Origin of the sequence: Methanoculleus receptaculi (genome assembly GCF_033472595.1) — an archaeon.
Classification (GTDB): domain Archaea; phylum Halobacteriota; class Methanomicrobia; order Methanomicrobiales; family Methanoculleaceae; genus Methanoculleus; species Methanoculleus receptaculi.
In genome coordinates this window covers 801,163-819,265 of the sequence record NZ_CP137642.1, presented here as the reverse complement: position 1 = coordinate 819,265, position 18,103 = coordinate 801,163, and the positions used below count along the sequence as shown (strand labels likewise).

Here is an 18,103-nt window from a genome sequence, read left to right as displayed (position 1 = left end):
CACTGATTCGGGTTGCATACGACCTTCCAGCAAAACAAGGACTGCAACACGGAAACTATCAAAGTGGCAGACGTCGTCGAGATACTGGGTTGCATACGACCTTCCAGCAAAACAAGGACTGCAACCGGACACGGAGCGTCTCCAGCCGGGACCCGGCCATCCCGGCCAGGTTGCATACGACCTTCCAGCAAAACAAGGACTGCAACACCAGGGAGTACCCATTTGTCCGGCTCTTGTCGATCCGTTGCATACGACCTTCCAGCAAAACAAGGACTGCAACGTGAATGTGATCCGGTACTTGATCGCCTCAAACATCATGAAGTTGCATACGACCTTCCAGCAAAACAAGGACTGCAACCTCATTTTCTGAGAACACTTCGTCCGCTGTCATCCACGTTGCATACGACCTTCCAGCAAAACAAGGACTGCAACTCCTCCGCGATTGTGCAGAGCGGTCGCCCGCTTGCGTTGCATACGACCTTCCAGCAAAACAAGGACTGCAACCCGTCCACCCGCACGGCGGACTGTATGGAGCACAATGTTGCATACGACCTTCCAGCAAAACAAGGACTGCAACCATGATACTGGAACAATCTACGATGTAGAGCGGTTATATAGTTGCATACGACCTTCCAGCAAAACAAGGACTGCAACTAATCCTCATAATCCAAGTCAATCATTTCACCATCGCGTTGCATACGACCTTCCAGCAAAACAAGGACTGCAACCGCGTTTGGGGGTATGGAGTTGATTGCAACACACTTAAGTTGCATACGACCTTCCAGCAAAACAAGGACTGCAACGCTTCATGTACCTCTTCCACCTCGTACACAGGGGTTATCCGTTGCATACGACCTCCCAGCAAAACAAGGACTGCAACCGTAGTCTGCTTTGATGTCTAATAATCCGCACCAGAGAGTTGCATACGACCTTCCAGCAAAACAAGGACTGCAACTTGTGCAGAGCGGCCGTCCGGCCGAGCAGACCAGCTCCCGTTGCATACGACCTTCCAGCAAAACAAGGACTGCAACTTTCCTCTAGGTTCTCTACCTTTTCGGCACTCTTACCGTTTCATACGACCTTCCAGCAAAACAAGGACTGCAACAAAATCGCTCCTGAGGAAAAATTTTTTCAAGTCTTTCCGTTGCATACGACCTTCCAGCAAAACAAGGACTGCAACTCCCATTCCCCGTCCTGAGCAGCCTCCGCGTGCTCTTCCGGTTGCATACGACCTTCCAGCAAAACAAGGACTGCAACTCATTCCGGAACTTTCCGTTATCGTGATTTACAACAAGTTGCATACGACCTTCCAGCAAAACAAGGACTGCAACTCATTCCGGAACTTTCCGTTATCGTGATTTACAACAAGTTGCATACGACCTTCCAGCAAAACAAGGACTGCAACTCATTCCGGAACTTTCCGTTATCGTGATTTACAACAAGTTGCATACGACCTTCCAGCAAAACAAGGACTGCAATCAGATAGTAACAAGGTAAAGCGCACTTTAATTAGTGAGTTGCATACAACCCTCCCCCAAAACAGAGCCCTCAGACCAGGTATCAGTGATTCAAAATCCGGGCCAGCCACGTGGATGCTGCACCTGCACCCCCGGCAGAGCAACCCGCACTCGATTACGCCGAAGAACTTCGCGACCGTCTGACTGGAGGGTTATCCCGCCTCAGCCGCGGCGGGCGAAGAGACTGCGGCTGCCACCCCCAGTTCCCGGGGAAAACCGGCCACACCATGGACTAAACCTTGTTTTGCCGCCGTATTAGAGTTAAACTGCACCGTTGATCAACAGCCGCGGAAAAAAATCTTTCAAAAGACATATATAGCAATAGATAAATGTTGCAGTGTGGATGAGACAGAAATTCGTGGGCTGGTGATCGCAGCCCTGCTCCACGACATCGGCAAATTTATGCAGCGAACAGGTGTTCCCCACGACCCGCGATACGACCGCCTGACAGGGGAGGACTACGGCCAGCACGGCGCCCACGCCAAATGGGGAGCCAGTTTTGTCTCTTCATGCCTGCCAGACCCATACATCGAAGACCTCATACTCTACCATCACAACCCCCCACGTTCATCTCACCCCGTCCAGGCAAAGATCATCCAGGACGCAGACCACCTCTCCTCAGCGATGGACAGAAGAACACGCGAATCGAAAGGGAAAGTTGCAGAAGAACCGTTAGAGAGCATCTTCCCGAGCATATCGTTTACCAGGGAAAGGAGCGAGAAAACACCCCCGCCAGAGCGGGTCTACCCGCTGAAACCGCTCAGCATCTCCAGAGATGCGTTCCCCGTCTCACGCCGGGAGATCGACCTCTGGAAACTGACACCTGCCTATCGCACCCTCTGGGAAGACTTCGCGTCCAGCTGCAACCGTCTCGACAACCCCCCGCCGATCGGCACACTGCTTGCGCTGCTGAAGAAGTACACCTCGGCCATACCGTCGGCGGTCTATGTAAACAGGCCCGACATCCCCCTCTACGATCACGCCAAGACCACAGCGGCCATCGCCCACTGTCTCGCCGCCTCAACCGAGGAGAACCCCTTCCTCCTCATCCAGGGCGACCTATCCGGGATCCAGAACTTCATCTACGGAATCGTCACCCCCGAAGACGCCCGAAAACGGATGGCAAAACGGCTCCGGGGGAGATCATACTGGCTCTCGCTGCTGATGGACGCGGTGGCGCAGGAGATCAGCCGCGAATTCGGCCTCTTCGAGCCCTCCGTGCTCTGGAACACCGGTGGGAACTTCGCAATCCTAGCGCCGAACACGCCCACAAACAGGGATAGCGTCGAGACCATCGCACGCCGGGTCAACCAGCGCCTCCTCGAGCGTTACGGGGGAAGGCTCTTCCTCGCCGTCGGTATGCTGACCTGTAGCCGGAGCGAGATCGAGTCGTTCTCGGATACACTCGAGCGGCTCTCCCACAAAACAGGAATAGCAAAAACCCAGAAGTTCATCGACTGCGAGATCTCCTTTGAGCCCCGGGGTGAGAATTGGCCGATCGAGGGTTGCTGCCCCTCCTGCGGAGAGAGGCTTGAACCTGAGACCGGCCGGTGTCAGGTCTGTGACCTCCACGAGAGGATTGGTCAGAAGATCGCCCGTGCACGATACCAGGTTCGGGGCAGCGGGCTGCCGATAGCATTTGAAGACCTCGGCCTGAGAACCAGTTACGACCTGACGCCGGATATCCCCGCCACCCGCGGCCTGACCGCCGCCCTCTCGATCAACAGCACGGACTTCCCCATCGAAGGAGATCTCACGCACGGGTTCATATTCCTCGGAAACACCGTGCCGACGGTGGGCGACCGCGTTCTCTCTTTCGGTGAGATGGCCCGGTTTGCCCGAGGTTCACAGCGTCTCGGCGTGATCAAGGCGGACGTCGACAACCTGGGCCGAATCTTTGCCTTCGGCCTGCCCGAAGAGCAGAGAACCATCTCGAGAATACACACTCTCAGCACAAAACTTGAGTTCTTCTTCTCAGGTTACCTGAACTCCATCTGCCGGGAGTTCCTCCTATACCACGATCTCTGCGCAGGCTGCAGGGAGCGGGCGACCCGCAAGATCAGCGTCACCACGACCGACGACGAAGGGATCGAGAGGAAGGAGACCTACTACGAGATCGAGAGACCCTGTGACGAGTGCGCACGAAAGAGTCTCTCTCCCTTCTACATCACCTACTCCGGAGGAGACGACCTCCTGATAATCGGCCCCTGGGACGCAGCGATCCTCCTCGCGGGACGGATCAACGACGAGTTCCGCCGGTTCACCTGCAACAACCCCGATATCACCCTCTCTGCCGGCGTCGCCGTGGCAACCCCCCGCCTGCCCGTCGGTAGGGCGGTTGCAAAGGCAGACCGGCTTCTCGAGAGAGCCAAAGAGAGCGGCAAGAACCGCATCGTCCTCTTCGACGAATGCCTGATCTGGGACGATACAGGGTATGCCGAGAGGGGTTACAACACCCTGATCACGACCGCCAGGGAGATCGAGCAGGCAACCTCCAGCAAGAAGATCTCAAAGAGTTTCGTCTACACACTCCTCGTCCTCTGGAACCAGACCTTTGACGACCTGAAATCGTGCAGCATCGAGGAGGAAACAAAAGAGCGGATCCGGCGGAAACGCTTCGTGCCGTATCTCAAGTATGTCATGAAACGGCACGCAAAGACCCGTGATGACCTTGAAAGCCTCGAGCGCCTCGTCCAGCCGGTATTCCCCTGGATCAGGTTCCCGGTCTACTGGACAAGCCTGCGGTTGAGAGAAGAGAGACGCTGATCAAAAGGAAAGAACAGGTGAAAATGACCATGGCAAGACCAAATTACTCCCCATCCTCTTATGATGGGACGACCCGGCGGAGAGAGGGTGGCGGAAAAACTCAGGATACTATTAAACAGATCGCTTAGTGAAGGAGAGGGTGTAACATGGATAAAGGTGGCGGAAAAACTCAGGATACTATTAAACAGATCGCGCAGTTGAAAAACCTTGCCGACCTGGATATCGAAGAGATTACAAAGGAAAACGGGATCGCTGAATCGTTTGTTCGGGAGCTAAGTGGCCAGTTAAAACCAACTCAGCTTCGGAAGTTCTTCGATACCATCGTTCGCAACCAGGAACAGATCCGGGAGAAGGGCTGGGTTGCAGCACGGGCCGAGTTCCACATGATCCGGCCAAGCCTTGCATACGCGAAGGGCCGAAAGCTCATCCCAAACGAGTTCTTCGACCTCGTAGACACCTGCATGAAAAAGATCCCGGCGGGGACCGAAGACCAGACAATAAAGAACTACGACCGGTTTGTAGACCTGATGAAAGCGATCGTGGCATACGCAAAATATTACGGAAAAGGATAGGTGGTGATGATGAAATTTGAGCGCAATTACCGTATTTGCGGTGTGATCGAGTGTCTGACCGGGCTGCACATCGGCGGGATTGCTGAGGAACTCAAGATCGGGGGTACCGATTCGCCGGTGATCATGGACGGTGTCCTGAACCTGCCCTACATCCCTGGCTCCTCGCTGAAGGGGAAGATGCGATCGCTCCTTGAGGTTCGTCACTCAGACAAGTGGCTCATGAACGGCGGCGATGTCCACACCTGCAAGGAGCCATCTTGCGACCTCTGTGTCACGTTCGGCAGGTCAGCAGCCGAGAAGATCGAGGGAGGGCCAACACGCATAATCGTCCGCGACTCCTACCCCGACCAGAAGACCCGGGCGCTCTGGGACTCAACCGAGGACATCCTGCACGGGACAGAGGTGAAGGGTGAGAACTTCCTCAACCGGATCACCTCGATGGCAACACCCAGGTTTATCGAGCGTGTCCCTGCCGGGTCTTCCTTCGATCTCGAGATCATATTCTCGCAATACGGTGTGGATGATGGAAGACGCCTGAAACTGGTCCTTGAGGCGATGACCCTCCTTGAGGACAACTACCTTGGAGCCTCGGGCAGCCGTGGATACGGGAAGATACGGTTCACCGATCTCGCTCTGATGGAGAAGACGGTAGAGGATTACCGGAGTGGAGCAGACTGGAGACCCCATGAAAAGACCAATGGGGCGACGACCGCACGCGAGATCCTCGGACTGCTCAGCGCGGAGTGAGCAGACACCATGCGAGCAGTCTATCTCACACCGCATTCGACCTTTCCATCAGTCTTTCCCTCAAACACATTGTTTGGGGCGATCTGCACCGGACTGTTTGACCTTGATTACGATCTCGATGATCTGATCGAGCGTTACCCTGAGGATCCAGCGTTCATTCTCTCCTCCGCCTTCCCGTACCTCAACGCGGGAGGGGCGATCCACCATCTCCTCCCATCACCGCTGCTGCCGCCGCCGAAGATCCGGCTTGAGGAGGACTTTGATAAAGCCAAAGCGTTCAAGAAGGTCAGGTATATCCACGAAGCAGTCTTCCACGACCTGGCCGGCGGCAAACTCCAACGCGAGGACATCATAGGCGATCTAGACAATTACGCCGTCGAAAGCGGGATGCTGGCCAGAAAAAGAGAGTATCTCCCGCTGGACAGGGCCGAGATGGAGATCCCTCACAACCGGATCAACCGCATCACTTCCGAGTCGGAGGAGTTTTACCACACCTATGGCTCGATTTTCAGGAGAGGCGGCAGATACTTCCTGATCCGGTTTTACGACAGGGCCTGGGAGGCTCCGGTTGAAGCGGCCCTCCGGCTCCTGGAGGATCGGGGCGTCGGCCCGAGAACCTCCGGAGGACAGGGGCAGTTCTCGCTCTCGTTCGGCGAGATGGAGATCCCTGAGGATGCGGGAGCACCATACCTGATGAGCCTCTCGCGGTTTGCTCCGGAGTCGCTTGCAGCCTTCGAAGGGCGTGTGTGGTATGATCTGGTCTCTATCCGTGGACGGAGCGGTGACGGCGTCATGAAGAAGAGTGTCAGAATGCTTTCCGAGGGTTCGGTCTTTGCAAACCTGCACCGCCCCTCATACGGCACGATGGCGACAGTCAGGGACTCGCCCAGGGTTGTCGAGTACGGGATGGCGTTTCCCGTCGGGATACGGTGGTCGGGATGAGGATCACGCTGAAAGCGCTCTCGCCGGTACATATCGGAACCGGGATCGAGTACTCGCCGCTTGAGTTTGTTCTGAATACGGATAAGGGTAATAGGGACTGGCTCTGGAGGATCGACCCGTCACGGTTCCTCTCCTCGCTCAGCGAAGAGAGACGAGACCAGTTTGTTGCGGCGGTGAACAACACGAACTTCGATCTCAAAAGGTTTGCGCAGGGCATGGATCTTCGGCCGATGCGCCGTTATATCGTGAGGAACTTCACAGGGAAGTCACACATCCCTGCTGTTAGGGAGTGCATCAAGACGGCCGACCGCGCCTACATCCCGGGGTCGAGCCTGAAAGGGGCTTTCAGGACCGCTCTGCTCTGGTCGGTTGCAAAGGACGATGAGAGGTTTGTAAGCGCCATAAGAGAGGAGGCACGGGTGACGGTGAATAAGGGAACGATCGGGAAGCGTTACGAGGAGTCTGTCTTCAACTGCAGTAATAAAAAATACAACCCGACGTATGACCTTCTCAAGTTCCTGGCTGTATCCGACTTCATGCCGAAAGCCGTTAACAAGATCCGTCTCGACAAGGTGCGGACGCTCTCACTCAGGCGAGATGGGGAGCTGAAGGAGAAAAAGTTTGAGATCTTTGTCGAGGCGGTGAGCGGGTCGTTTGAGGGAACGATCGGGGTCTCTGAACAGATCGCAGCGGCCATCCGTCACCCTGAATACGGGTATCTTGGGCAGAAACTGGCGATCCTCGGGATGGACAGCCCTGACGATACCGACGCGGTCATCCCCCACCTGAAAAAGGTTATGCGGGAGTTCAACCTCCGCTGTTTGGAGAAGGAACGAAGGTTGATCGAAGAGGCCCATGACGAGGGTATCGAAAAGAAGATGAAAGGTATAGAGAATCGACTTGGCAAGAGTGACCTCATCAGGGTTGGGTTCGGCGTCGGGACAACCTACCAGACGCTCTTTGGACTGATCGAGGAGAAGGATCCAGAACTTGCGGCAGAGATCGCGAGCAAAATCGGGCGATACCGGGGGACGGTCAGCCCTGAGGGTTGCCTTGAACCGCCATACCCCAAGACCATCGAGATGACGGCTGCGGGATATTTTCTCGGCTGGCTTGAGTGGCTGAACTCGGACGATTCCAACCTCCACAGTGCATGAAGCGATGAAGGTACGCACGCTTTATATGGTCCTGCAGACCGACAGGCCGATGCAGGAAGACGCGACCAGACTGCGTGGGTATATTGGAAACCGGTTTGCGGGCTACCCCCTCCTTCACCACCATGCCGAAACCCCGCTCTTCACCTATCCCCGGGTGCAGTACAAGGTGCTGGAGGGCACCCCTGCCATCCTGGGTCTTGATGAAGGGGCAGCGCTCCTGAAGGAGATCTCGGACGAGATAACCGAGATTGCCCTGCACACACGCACCTACCGTGTGACCGGAAAGGTGATGTACGAACATATGGTTGAGATTGAGGCGACCCGGAGGCCGCTGCAATACCGGTTTCTCTCCCCCTGGCTTGCCCTGAACTCACGAAACTACGAGGAGTTCCAGTCCATCGCAGACTGGAGCGAGAAGAAGCAATTCCTCAACAACATCCTCATCGGGAACATCCTGAGTCTGGCAAAAGGGCTCGGGATTGTCATCGATCGGCGGTTGTATGTCCATTCACGGCTGGATGCGATGCGGGCACGCTACAAGGGGATCGAGATGACGGGGTTTCTGGGGGAGTTCAGGGTCAACGCCCGTCTGCCGGACTACATCGGGATCGGGAAAGGTGTCTCCCAGGGGTTTGGGACGCTATACCGCGTGAAAAATCCGGATATAGATGTCGAGGAGACCTGAAGGGGATGCCAGAGTGTAATGCCCGGGGCATTCCTCTGAGTCTCCGGCAGGGTCTGGTAGGGTCTGGAGAGAGGCCGCAGCAGTATCGTGTTGCATGTCAACGATGCCGGTGAGTCTCATGGACATCGTCGTCAACGGTTACGGAGCGTCTCTCAGGAAGAAGGGCAATCGTTTTGTTCTCGATCATGGCGGAGAGGTGCAGGAATTTTCCGCAGATATGGTAAGACAGTTCATCCTCTCCGATTCGGTCAGCATAACCAGCGGGGCGATGAAACTCGCTGCAGAGAAGGGGATTGATATCGTTGTCCTCTCGCGCAGCGGGATGCCGGTCTGCAGAGTCTATCCGTGCGAGCCCTGCGGGACCGTTACAACCCGGAAGAATCAGCTCGCTGCAGCGTCGACGGCGGCAGGCTACCTCCTCTCTGCGGCGATGGTCTCTGCAAAGGTCACGAATATGGCAAACCTGCTTGCAGCGCTTGGGAAGAGCCGCAACAACCACGATCTCCGGTCTGCCGCGGAAGAGATCGGGCGCCTTGCGGATGCGATACCACCGGAGGGGACACCTTCGATGCAGGGTGCTCTTATCAGGGGTATAGAGGGGCGGGCATCCCGGGTTTACTTCGCTGCCCTGAGCGCCTGGTCATCCCCCCTGACCTCTACAGGGGCAGGCGCTCGCAGCACCCTGCAGAGGACGTATTCAACGCGTACCTCAACTACTGTTACGGCATCCTCTACAATGAGGTCGAGAGAGCCTGTATCCTGGCCGGGTTAGACCCCTACATCGGTTTTCTGCACGCCGAACGATACGGGAAGAGGTCATTCGTCTACGACGTCATTGAGCAGTTCAGGCAGCCCGTCGTTGACAGGATGGTTATAACGCTGGCGGTCAGGGGCCGGATGCAGAGGGAGGACACGGACGAGCGCTGGTATCTCGTCGGGGAGGGGCGGCGGAAGGCAATTGCCTCGACCCTTCAGCGTCTGGACGAGGAGAGGGTGATTGGCGGCAGGACGACCTCTTTCAGAAGCGCCATCCTTGAGAACGCCCGCAGCATTGTTAACTACCTGAATGAAGGGGCGGTGTTTGAACCGTTTGTCTACAGGTGGGGTTGATGTTCGTCTGGGTCGCCTACGATATCTCCGATAACAACCTGAGAACACGCATCGCCGATCACTGCAAAGACCTCGGGCTTGTCCGTTTCCAGAAGAGCATATTCCTGGGCGAGTCCGATCGGGCCACACTCCAGATGCTTGCATCGCTCATCCGCCGTGAGATGGAAGAGGATGCCAGCGGGGAGGAGGACAGTGTTGCGATTGGCACACTCTGTGGTTCATGCCAGAAGAGTCTCATTACCCTCGGAAAACCGGTCGATGGGAGCAAGTATCGGAGAAGGCCGTTTGTCATCATCGGGTAGACCGGGAGGGATGTCTCCCATCGTGGATCGTGGACGGGCGATGGAGAGGGAGGGTGCACCGCTTCGCCCGTAGCGGAGTGACTTTATAAAGGGATCACGAAAAGTGGCTCACTCTCTTTAAATAGGGGTGATCATTGGAGCCATATGGAAAGGTATTTATCGAATCGGAGCAAATTTTCTGCTGTTGCATACGACCTTCCAGCAAAACAAGGACTGCAACCTTTTTCACGTTCGTTTTCCCAAGCCATCATGATACTGTTGCATACGACCTTCCAGCAAAACAAGGACTGCAACTTGTGGGTTCGACTCGTGCGTCTCACGCCCTGATCGTTGCATACGACCTTCCAGCAAAACAAGGACTGCAACACTATAAAGGTATCGGAAGGTCAGAATGTTCTTCAAGTTGCATACGACCTTCCAGCAAAACAAGGACTGCAACTCTGTCTTATACTCATGTTATAGAGCTCCTCCTTCTCGTTGCATACGACCTTCCAGCAAAACAAGGACTGCAACACCTCTTTTCAATTCTTTCACACCAAACTTCCTAATTCGTTGCATACGACCTTCCAGCAAAACAAGGACTGCAACCTCATCAGACAGTTCTACCAACACGTCTACTACGCGTTGCATACGACCTTCCAGCAAAACAAGGACTGCAACGATTAAAACAGCGCCATCAGTAAAAGCTTCAATTGAGTTGCATACGACCTTCCAGCAAAACAAGGACTGCAACTTCGATCATATCTTGTTGTCATGTTTACTACCTCTTTGATTAGTTGCATACGACCTTCCAGCAAAACAAGGACTGCAACAACATCAATGTATTCCCCGGCCATTGTAGTCCCTTCAGGTTGCATACGACCTTCCAGCAAAACAAGGACTGCAACTCATTGTGGGCGTTCCGTGCCCCTCAACCAATTCAATGTTGCATACGACCTTCCAGCAAAACAAGGACTGCAACTGTGTCAATGCGGTTTGATTATACTCTCCCGCTCAGGTTGCATACGACCTTCCAGCAAAACAAGGACTGCAACTGTGTCAATGCGGTTTGATTATACTCTCCCGCTCAGGTTGCATACGACCTTCCAGCAAAACAAGGACTGCAACACAGGATCCGATCCGGTTGCCTCAGGTCGTGTTTGAGTTGCATACGACCTTCCAGCAAAACAAGGACTGCAACTGCGTTTAGGTTTGGTCTCCTTGATGAGAGTCTCGTTAAGTTGCATACGACCTTCCAGCAAAACAAGGACTGCAACTGGTTTTACCCACACCCTCACCGCCGTGTATCAGGATACGTTGCATACGACCTTCCAGCAAAACAAGGACTGCAACGGTATCACGGCGGCGGAAGACACGCGTACTCAGTGGGTTGCATACGACCTTCCAGCAAAACAAGGACTGCAACATCTGTACATGGTTTAGTACAGTAGTAGTAGTAGGTTGCATACGAACTTCCAGCAAAACAAGGACTGCAACTCTTTCTCAGTTGCAAATCCACATTCGATCATATCCGTTGCATACGACCTTCCAGCAAAACAAGGACTGCAACTTGATCCACCCACCGTTGTAGCGAGTGAAATTTTTCACGTTGCATACGACCTTCCAGCAAAACAAGGACTGCAACCCTCCCAATGCCCCATTTTCGCATACTCTGCATGCTCCTGCGGGAGTTGCATACGACCTTCCAGCAAAACAAGGACTGCAACCCCGCAGTCAGTTCTGTAGAACCATAACTCCCTGAAAGTTCAGGCGCCTACCTACACCAATTCTGGCGTAAATCACTTTCTTTTCAAAAATGCCCCTGTAATGCGTGAACAATCGGTATTATAGATGTAAAGGAGACCAGAAGGGAGGAGGACCTCCGCGTCTTTGAGTGGCAGGTCACTATAAAAAACTACATGATGCCCTTTGGGCCACAAGCATACCCTATTAAAATAGTCGGGTGGCCATTTCTCCTGGGGTAGTGAAAGCTGACCCCTTTTTGGGACCTGAGCCCGTGCAAAAAACTAACCCAGCCATCGTTTCGGAAGCATACCTGCATCAGCGAATGCGTATACGAAAACGCTCCTGAAGTGTTTTGGAGCTACCCCATCTCGTGAGGTATTATGAAGGAACCAACCATAGTATGTGGAATCGATGTTCACAAGATGTTTCTCCAGGTCTGCATTCTCTCACGATCTGGAGAAGCCTCTCAGCATCGCTTCCACAACACTCTCAATGGGATTCTGGCACTAAAAGACCTTGTGCTTGCTGAAGGGTGTGAGATCGTTGCCATGGAATCGACCGGGATCTACTGGTATCGACTCTTCCTGGAACTCGAGTCAGATATTCGAACGATTGTTGCCAACGCGCGTCAGATCAAGAGTATCCCAGGACGCAAGACAGACATGAACGATGCCCGATGGATTGCCGAACTCGCTCTCCACGGGTTGATCCGGCCCTCCCGGATCTTTCCCCGGCGCGATCGTGAGTTCCGGGATCTGACCCGCAACCGGGAGACACTGGTCAGAACCCGGACAACCATCAAGAACCGGATTCATAAGATCCTGGATAGCGCGGGTATCCGCCTGAACCTGGCGCTCAAAGATCTTTTCGGGAAATCAGGTCGTCACCTCCTCTCAGGTCTTGCCGAACAGAAGGACCTGGAGACCACCCTCGCGACTATCCCCTCGCCCCGGATCCTCCGCCGTGCCGATCAACTCCGGGAGATCCTCCAGGGTAGCCCACTCTCCCCCATCCAGTTGCATCTCCTTACGACCCAGTTGCATCTGCTTGAGGAGATCGAGGAGAAGATCGCTCATCTGGATGAGTTGATCCTTGCCTCGCTCGAGGATCCCCAGCTGGAGGCAGTCGCGATCTGTACCTCGGTGCCGGGGATCAGCATCACCGCAGCAACAACAATTCTCGCAGAACTGGGTGATGTCCGGGATTTCTCCACCGCGAGTCATCTGGTTTCTTGGGCTGGGTTGGCACCGTCAGTCTATCAATCTGCTGATACCCAGGTGTGCGGCAAGATCACGAAACAGGGGTCAAAGAGTCTCCGCTGGATCCTGGTGCAGGCGGCCCAGGCGGCCAGCCGGACTACAGGTACTGTCTTCTCCTCCTTCTTCCGGCGGATCGCCTACCGCCGAGGGAGGAATAAGGCAATTGTTGCTCTCGCCCGGAAGATCCTCAGTATCCTGTGGCATCTCCTGGTGAACCGGGAATCCTACGTCGAACCGGGACTCAAGAGGGTGCGGAAACTCCCGGCGCGCATGACCCTGCCGAAGATCTCGATTGATGATGCCGTCGAAACCCTGTTGAGTGCGGGGTACCGAATTTACTCGCCTGAGAACCAAAAGTCAACCGGTAAGGGGGTGAGAGCGGAGAGGGCCACCCACCCCCTTTGACATTTTCATACGAAAAGAGGAGGCGAACTACGGGAAATGCCCACATGCCAGACGTAGCGGGGGCACCCCCTCTTCATCACGGTCCATCTCCCCCCTCCCGCTCACGTTCGCCATCAACCCGGCAACGGTATACCGAACCCGTTCCCCACGGGGAGGACGCTGCTCACCCCCCGCCGACCTCATCCTTCCGGAGTTTCGCCCGCACCGCCGCACCGACGACCCCGGCGGCTGTCCCGAGGATTATGTAGAGATACCCGAGAGCGATCATCACCATCCCCGCAAGCCCGGCGACAAACCCCTCACCATACGATGCCGTCCAGAGGAGCGGGAGCGAGCAGAGCCCTGTCCCGAAGAGCGCCGTCACAAACCCGGCATCGAGGCCGTCCCTCGCCCCTCCCACGACACCGAATCCTGCTATGAAACCGCCGACGATTGGTGCGACGATGAGCAGCGGGCCGGGGGCGGCGATGAAAAAGGCTACGATGAAAAAGGCTACGATGATGATCGTGCCGATCACGACCCCGGCCCACGGCGTTCTGGCCGGGGTGCCGCCTCCCCGGATTCCGTTTCGCACCAGGGTTCCGGCAGCGCCGCCGATGGCGTTGTAGGGGAGCAGGAGTATGATGAGGAAGAGGGCGTAGAAGCCAAACGTCGCCCAGGGCGCCGGATACTCTGGATCGGGCGTTCTCAGGCCCATGATGGCTGTTATAGCGGCCACGATAATGGCCGCAATCACCCCGCAGACAGCACCGCTGATGGCACCCTCCTTCACTGCCCCCTCCGTGAGGAGCCCGGCGATGAGCCCTCCGCCGAAGAGGAAGACCAACATCCCGGCCTGCTCAGGGATGGAGTTCAGCACGCCAGAAAGCGAGACTACACCGATCAGCAGCGCCCCAAGGATAGCCCCCCGCCATCCACTGACACCGGTTGCCATGCAGGGGTCTTCTCCTGTCGAGGTATTTATCTGTTCCGACCCGTGTATACGACAGAGCAGCGGCGAGCAAAACCCTTCAGCACCCCGGATGCAGGTATGATCGAGAGCAGAACGCCCGGCAGCATCATCACCCGCCGCCCCCTCAGTCAGAACTAATACCTCCCGGTGCCATCTATCAGAAGAGTTGATCGATCCCATGCAGTACTCAGAAGGAAAGGTCGGCAGGGTCTTTACCGTCCGGATCGACGACGGGAAAGACTTCCTCCAGGAGATCCAGCGGTTTGTCACGGCGATGGCGATCCAGAGCGGCACCATCCAGTTCCTGGGCGCCGTCCGGTCGGCAAGACTCGTCACCGGGCCAAAAGAGCCGGTCATCCCACCATCCCCCCACGGTGAAGAGATCTTCGGCGGCTGGGAACTCATCGGGTTTGCAACCATCTACCCCGGCGACGACGGCCCCTCCATCCACCTCCACACCGCCGCGGGGAAGGGGATGCGCTCGCTCGCCGGCTGCCTCCGGGATAGGGCAGAGGTCTACCTGGTCATCGAGGCCATCATCACCGAGTTCATCGGCATCACCGCAAAACGGATCCACGACGAGAAGACCGGCGTAAACCTCCCCGTCTTTGACCGGACGCTCCAATGACCGGCCGGCAGCCAGAGTTCCTCCCCATGACCCCGGAGGGGAGAGACCGCTTCGAGATCATCCTCGTCACCGGCGACGCCTACGTCGACCACCCCTCCTTCGGAACCGCCATCATCGGCCGGGTGCTCGTGGACGCCGGCTACACCGTCGGCGTCATCGCCCAGCCAGACTGGCGCGGAGAGACCGATCTCAGGCGTCTCGGCGAGCCCAGCCTCTTCTTCTCCATATCGGCCGGAAACGTCGACTCGATGGTGAACGCATTCACCCCAAACCTCAAACGCCGGCGCTCAGACGTCTACTCCCCCGGCGGCCGACTCCTCCGGCCCGACCGCGCAACCCTGGTCTACACCGACCGCGTCCACGCCCTCTTCCCCGACACCCCCATCATCATCGGCGGGATAGAGGCAAGCCTCCGGCGGTTCGCCCACTACGACTACTGGTCAGACACCGTCCGCCAGTCCATCCTGGCCGACGCCCCAGCCGACCTCCTCGTCTACGGCATGGGCGAACGCCAGGTCGTCGAGATCGCCGGCCGCCTCGCCGCCGGAGAACCCCTCACCGGGATCCCGGGCACCGCCCACCGCCTCGACCTCGCCGCATGGCGGAGCGCCGACCACTCCGGCTGCACCGTCCTCCCCTCCTACGACGATCTCAGATCCGATCGCCACGCCTACGCCAGAGCGTTTGCGATGCATTACGCCGAACAGGACCCCATCCGCGGCCGCCCCGTCGTCCAGCCGCACCCAAAGACCGTCATCGTCCAGAACCCCCCGGCTATGCCGCTCTCGACCGCCGAACTCGACCACGTCTACGAACTCCCATACACCCGGCGGGCACACCCCTCATACACCGAACCCATACCCGCGCTCGACCCCGTCAGGTTCTCCCTCGTCAGCCACCGCGGCTGTTTCGGCGGCTGCTCGTTCTGCGCACTCACCCACCACCAGGGCCGGATCATCCAGAGCCGGAGCATCGACTCTATCGTCCGCGAGGTTGAACGGATGACAGAGATGCCGGAGTTCCGCGGAGTCGTCCAGGACATCGGCGGCCCCACGGCAAACATGTACTCCCTCCGCTGCAGCCGCTGGGAGACCGCCGGCACCTGCCCCGACCGCCGCTGCATCGACTGCCCCTCGCTTGACCGCAGCCACCGGGAACAACTCCGGATGCTCCAGCGGGTCTCCGAGATCCCGGGAGTGAAACGGGTCTTCATCGCCTCAGGCATCCGCTACGACCTGATCCCCCCAGAAGAGGATTACCTTGCCCGGATCTGTGCCCGGCACATATCCGGCCACCTCAAGGTCGCTCCAGAACACATATCTGAACGGGTCTGCGCCTGCATGGGAAAACCCCCCCGCCAGGTCTTTGACGCCTTCCGGGAACGGTTCGAGGCCCTCCAGAAAGGAAGACGGAGACGGCAGTACCTCCTCCCCTACTTCATGTCCGGCCACCCCGGGTGCCGGATCGAGGACATGATCGAACTCGCAGTCTACGTCCGGGAGACCGGGCTATACACCGAGCAGGTCCAGGACTTCACCCCAACCCCGATGAGCATCTCGACAACCATCTACCACACCGGGCTTGACCCCTTCACCATGGAAGAAGTCCATGTCCCGAAAGGCCGGGAGAAGAAGATCCAGCGGGCTCTCCTCCACTACCGCGACCCGAAGAACTACAACCTCGTCCGGGAAGGGCTCCTCGCCGCCGGGAGGGCCGACCTGATCGGGAACGCCTGGAACTGTCTCATCCCGGCAAAGAGAAGGTCGAATAGGTTACGCGCCCCGCCGGATCGACCCGAGAACAAAACCGGCAGCCGCCCGGCTCCACGGGAGGGTTATTGCCGCCAGGTTCTCGGGCGTCCCGGGGGTGAGGGCGGCATCGAGCCGGCGCCGTGACCTGGAAGAGAGCAGCGGCCAGCCTCAACATGCAGGTCATACAGACGGTAGGTGTGCACGGAGGATTATTTATCTTGCGGGGGTGAAGGAGGCAGAGCGGGAAGACCCCACCCTTTCCGTAACCAATTTCAATACGATACGTTTTTCTGTTTATCCATCCAGCAATGCTGTTTCTGTGTTGCGATAACCAAGCAACATGATGCCAGGCGCGGGACGCGCCGTTGGGCCTGTGGACCTGCTCCCGGTGGGGAGGAGGATGAAGCATGAAGCCACGCCCGAGAGGCGCGGGGTAGTTCACCTCCTCTGGTGCATGGCCAGCAGTTCCCTGATCCGGCGCATATGCCTCCGATGACAGGAGGGGCAGAGGGCCTCAACGTTCCCCGGCGTCCGGGAGCCACCGCAGATCACCGGCCGCCGGAGATCAAAATAGGTCAGCCCCGGACGCAGCGGAGCGCCGCACCGGACGCAGCGGCGGCCCTGTCTATCAAGGACTATCCTGACCTCATCAAGCGTTATGTAGACATCGCCCACAGGCACATCCCGGGGATCCACCATCCCCGGTCCCGCGCGCCCGGATCCCATGCGGAGAGATGCCCCTTCCAGACGATAAGCGTTCTGCCGCGCCGGCGGTAAACGCCCTCTCATCGACCACCCCCAGGACCCGGGAATTACCGGTTTGATACCCTCAACAAGACTCCCCCGCAGAGGGGAAAGGATATTCTTCCCCGATTCAATACTCATCAGCATGCACTACGAGATCACAGGAGACAACCTCCAGATGGTGACCATCCGCCTCGCCCCCGGCGAGAGCGTCTGCGCCGAGGCCGGCGCCATGGTCAACATGAGCGGCAACATGAAGATGACCACCAACGTGAAGGGCGGACTCTTCAAGGGGCTCAAGCGGGTGGTGACCGGGGAGAGCCTCTTCATGACCGAGTTCACCCCGGAGAAGGGGGAGGGGTTTGTCGCCTTCGCCGGGAACGTCCCGGGGAAGATCTTCACCCTCGACCTTGACGGGAGAGAGTTCATCGCCCAGAAGGACGCGTTCCTCTGCTCGGAACCTGGGATCGACCTCGATATAGCCTTCACCAAGAAGCTCCGCGCGGGAGCGTTCGGCGGGGAGGGATTCATCCTACAGCGGCTCTCCGGGAGCGGGAAGGCGTTCCTCCACTGCTGCGGCGACATCAAGGAGATGATGCTTGGGGAAGGCGAGGTGATCCGGGTGGAGACAGGGCTTGTTGTCGGGTTCGACAGCACCGTCGACTACAGCATCGCGCTTGCCGGCGGGGTGAAGACCGTCCTCTTCGGGGGCGAGGGGCTCTTCCTGACCACGCTGACCGGCCCCGGCCGGGTCATCCTGCAGTCGATGGATCTCGCAAAACTCGCAAGCGCCCTGAGCCCCTTCCTCCCCACCCAGAACTCCTCGGGACGGTAACCTGAT

General features: G+C 57.3%; 14 protein-coding genes, 1 pseudogene and 2 CRISPR repeat arrays (1 of these 17 cut by a window edge). Of the genes and pseudogenes, 13 read left to right on the top strand and 2 right to left on the bottom strand.

From position 1 onward, the window contains the following. A CRISPR array of direct repeats spans nt 1–1,479; the repeat unit is 37 nt; unit sequence GTTGCATACGACCTTCCAGCAAAACAAGGACTGCAAC; it reaches 443 nt to the left of the window's first position. Between the two features lie 377 nt (nt 1,480–1,856). From cas10 to R6Y96_RS04270, 10 genes and pseudogenes are all read left to right on the top strand, one after another. Next, nucleotides 1,857–4,283, top strand: coding sequence for a type III-A CRISPR-associated protein Cas10/Csm1 (cas10, locus tag R6Y96_RS04315; RefSeq protein ID WP_318622299.1), 2,427 nt, complete (start codon nt 1,857–1,859; stop codon nt 4,281–4,283). 146 nt (nt 4,284–4,429) lie between these two features. Continuing rightward, nucleotides 4,430–4,855: a type III-A CRISPR-associated protein Csm2 gene (gene csm2 / locus R6Y96_RS04310; RefSeq protein WP_318622298.1), complete on the top strand. Its 426-nt coding sequence runs from the start codon at nt 4,430–4,432 to the stop codon at nt 4,853–4,855. 6 nt (nt 4,856–4,861) lie between these two features. After that, nucleotides 4,862–5,602: a type III-A CRISPR-associated RAMP protein Csm3 gene (csm3, locus tag R6Y96_RS04305; RefSeq protein ID WP_318622297.1), complete on the top strand. Its 741-nt coding sequence runs from the start codon at nt 4,862–4,864 to the stop codon at nt 5,600–5,602. 9 nt (nt 5,603–5,611) lie between these two features. Continuing rightward, nucleotides 5,612–6,544 carry a type III-A CRISPR-associated RAMP protein Csm4 gene (csm4, locus tag R6Y96_RS04300; protein WP_318622295.1) on the top strand — a complete coding sequence of 311 codons (933 nt, stop codon included), beginning with the start codon at nt 5,612–5,614 and terminating at the stop codon, nt 6,542–6,544. Then, a complete protein-coding gene (csm5, locus tag R6Y96_RS04295; RefSeq protein ID WP_318622294.1) occupies nt 6,541–7,701 on the top strand; it encodes a type III-A CRISPR-associated RAMP protein Csm5 in 1,161 nt (386 codons plus the stop codon). The genes csm4 and csm5 overlap by 4 nt, the downstream gene beginning before the upstream one ends. Before the next feature lie 4 nt (nt 7,702–7,705). Beyond that, on the top strand, nt 7,706–8,386 hold the full coding sequence (locus R6Y96_RS04290; RefSeq protein WP_318622293.1) for a CRISPR-associated endonuclease Cas6: 681 nt from the start codon (nt 7,706–7,708) through the stop codon (nt 8,384–8,386). A gap of 94 nt (nt 8,387–8,480) precedes the next feature. Next, nucleotides 8,481–9,014 (top strand): annotated as a pseudogene (gene cas1 / locus R6Y96_RS04285) (CRISPR-associated endonuclease Cas1); the annotation flags it as partial. Then, nucleotides 8,993–9,496: a CRISPR-associated endonuclease Cas1 gene (gene cas1, locus R6Y96_RS04280; RefSeq protein WP_318622484.1), complete on the top strand. Its 504-nt coding sequence runs from the start codon at nt 8,993–8,995 to the stop codon at nt 9,494–9,496. The pseudogene cas1 (R6Y96_RS04285) and the gene cas1 (R6Y96_RS04280), both read left to right, overlap by 22 nt. Continuing rightward, nucleotides 9,496–9,798, top strand: coding sequence for a CRISPR-associated endonuclease Cas2 (gene cas2 / locus R6Y96_RS04275; protein ID WP_318622292.1), 303 nt, complete (start codon nt 9,496–9,498; stop codon nt 9,796–9,798). The genes cas1 (R6Y96_RS04280) and cas2 overlap by 1 nt, the downstream gene beginning before the upstream one ends. Before the next feature lie 183 nt (nt 9,799–9,981). Then, nucleotides 9,982–11,504: direct repeats of the CRISPR family, unit length 37 nt; unit sequence GTTGCATACGACCTTCCAGCAAAACAAGGACTGCAAC. A gap of 399 nt (nt 11,505–11,903) precedes the next feature. Beyond that, nucleotides 11,904–13,187, top strand: a complete 1,284-nt coding sequence (locus R6Y96_RS04270) for an IS110 family RNA-guided transposase (RefSeq protein ID WP_318622291.1) — start codon at nt 11,904–11,906, stop codon at nt 13,185–13,187. Between the two features lie 163 nt (nt 13,188–13,350). Here the strand turns inward: R6Y96_RS04270 and R6Y96_RS04265 are convergent, their stop codons facing one another. After that, nucleotides 13,351–14,121, bottom strand: a complete 771-nt coding sequence (locus tag R6Y96_RS04265; RefSeq protein ID WP_318622290.1) for a DUF5518 domain-containing protein — start codon at nt 14,119–14,121, stop codon at nt 13,351–13,353. A gap of 184 nt (nt 14,122–14,305) precedes the next feature. Here R6Y96_RS04265 and R6Y96_RS04260 point away from each other — a divergent pair, with 184 nt between their 5' ends. Together R6Y96_RS04260 and R6Y96_RS04255 are read left to right on the top strand one after the other, a co-directional pair. Continuing rightward, complete coding sequence (locus R6Y96_RS04260) at nt 14,306–14,767, top strand: PPC domain-containing DNA-binding protein (RefSeq protein ID WP_318622289.1); 462 nt, start codon at nt 14,306–14,308, stop codon at nt 14,765–14,767. Then, the gene (locus R6Y96_RS04255) at nt 14,764–16,662 is read left to right on the top strand and encodes a YgiQ family radical SAM protein (RefSeq protein ID WP_318622287.1); all 1,899 of its coding nucleotides are present in this window, start codon (nt 14,764–14,766) and stop codon (nt 16,660–16,662) included. Before R6Y96_RS04260 ends, R6Y96_RS04255 begins: the two co-directional genes overlap by 4 nt. Nucleotides 16,663–16,956: 294 nt before the next feature. On the opposite strand, the gene R6Y96_RS04250 is transcribed toward R6Y96_RS04255, so the two are convergent. Then, nucleotides 16,957–17,244: an HNH endonuclease gene (locus tag R6Y96_RS04250; RefSeq protein ID WP_318622285.1), complete on the bottom strand. Its 288-nt coding sequence runs from the start codon at nt 17,242–17,244 to the stop codon at nt 16,957–16,959. 163 nt (nt 17,245–17,407) lie between these two features. Between R6Y96_RS04250 and R6Y96_RS04245 the strand changes: the two genes are divergently transcribed. Continuing rightward, a complete protein-coding gene (locus tag R6Y96_RS04245; RefSeq protein ID WP_318622284.1) occupies nt 17,408–18,097 on the top strand; it encodes a TIGR00266 family protein in 690 nt (229 codons plus the stop codon). Nucleotides 18,098–18,103: the final 6 nt, after the last annotated feature.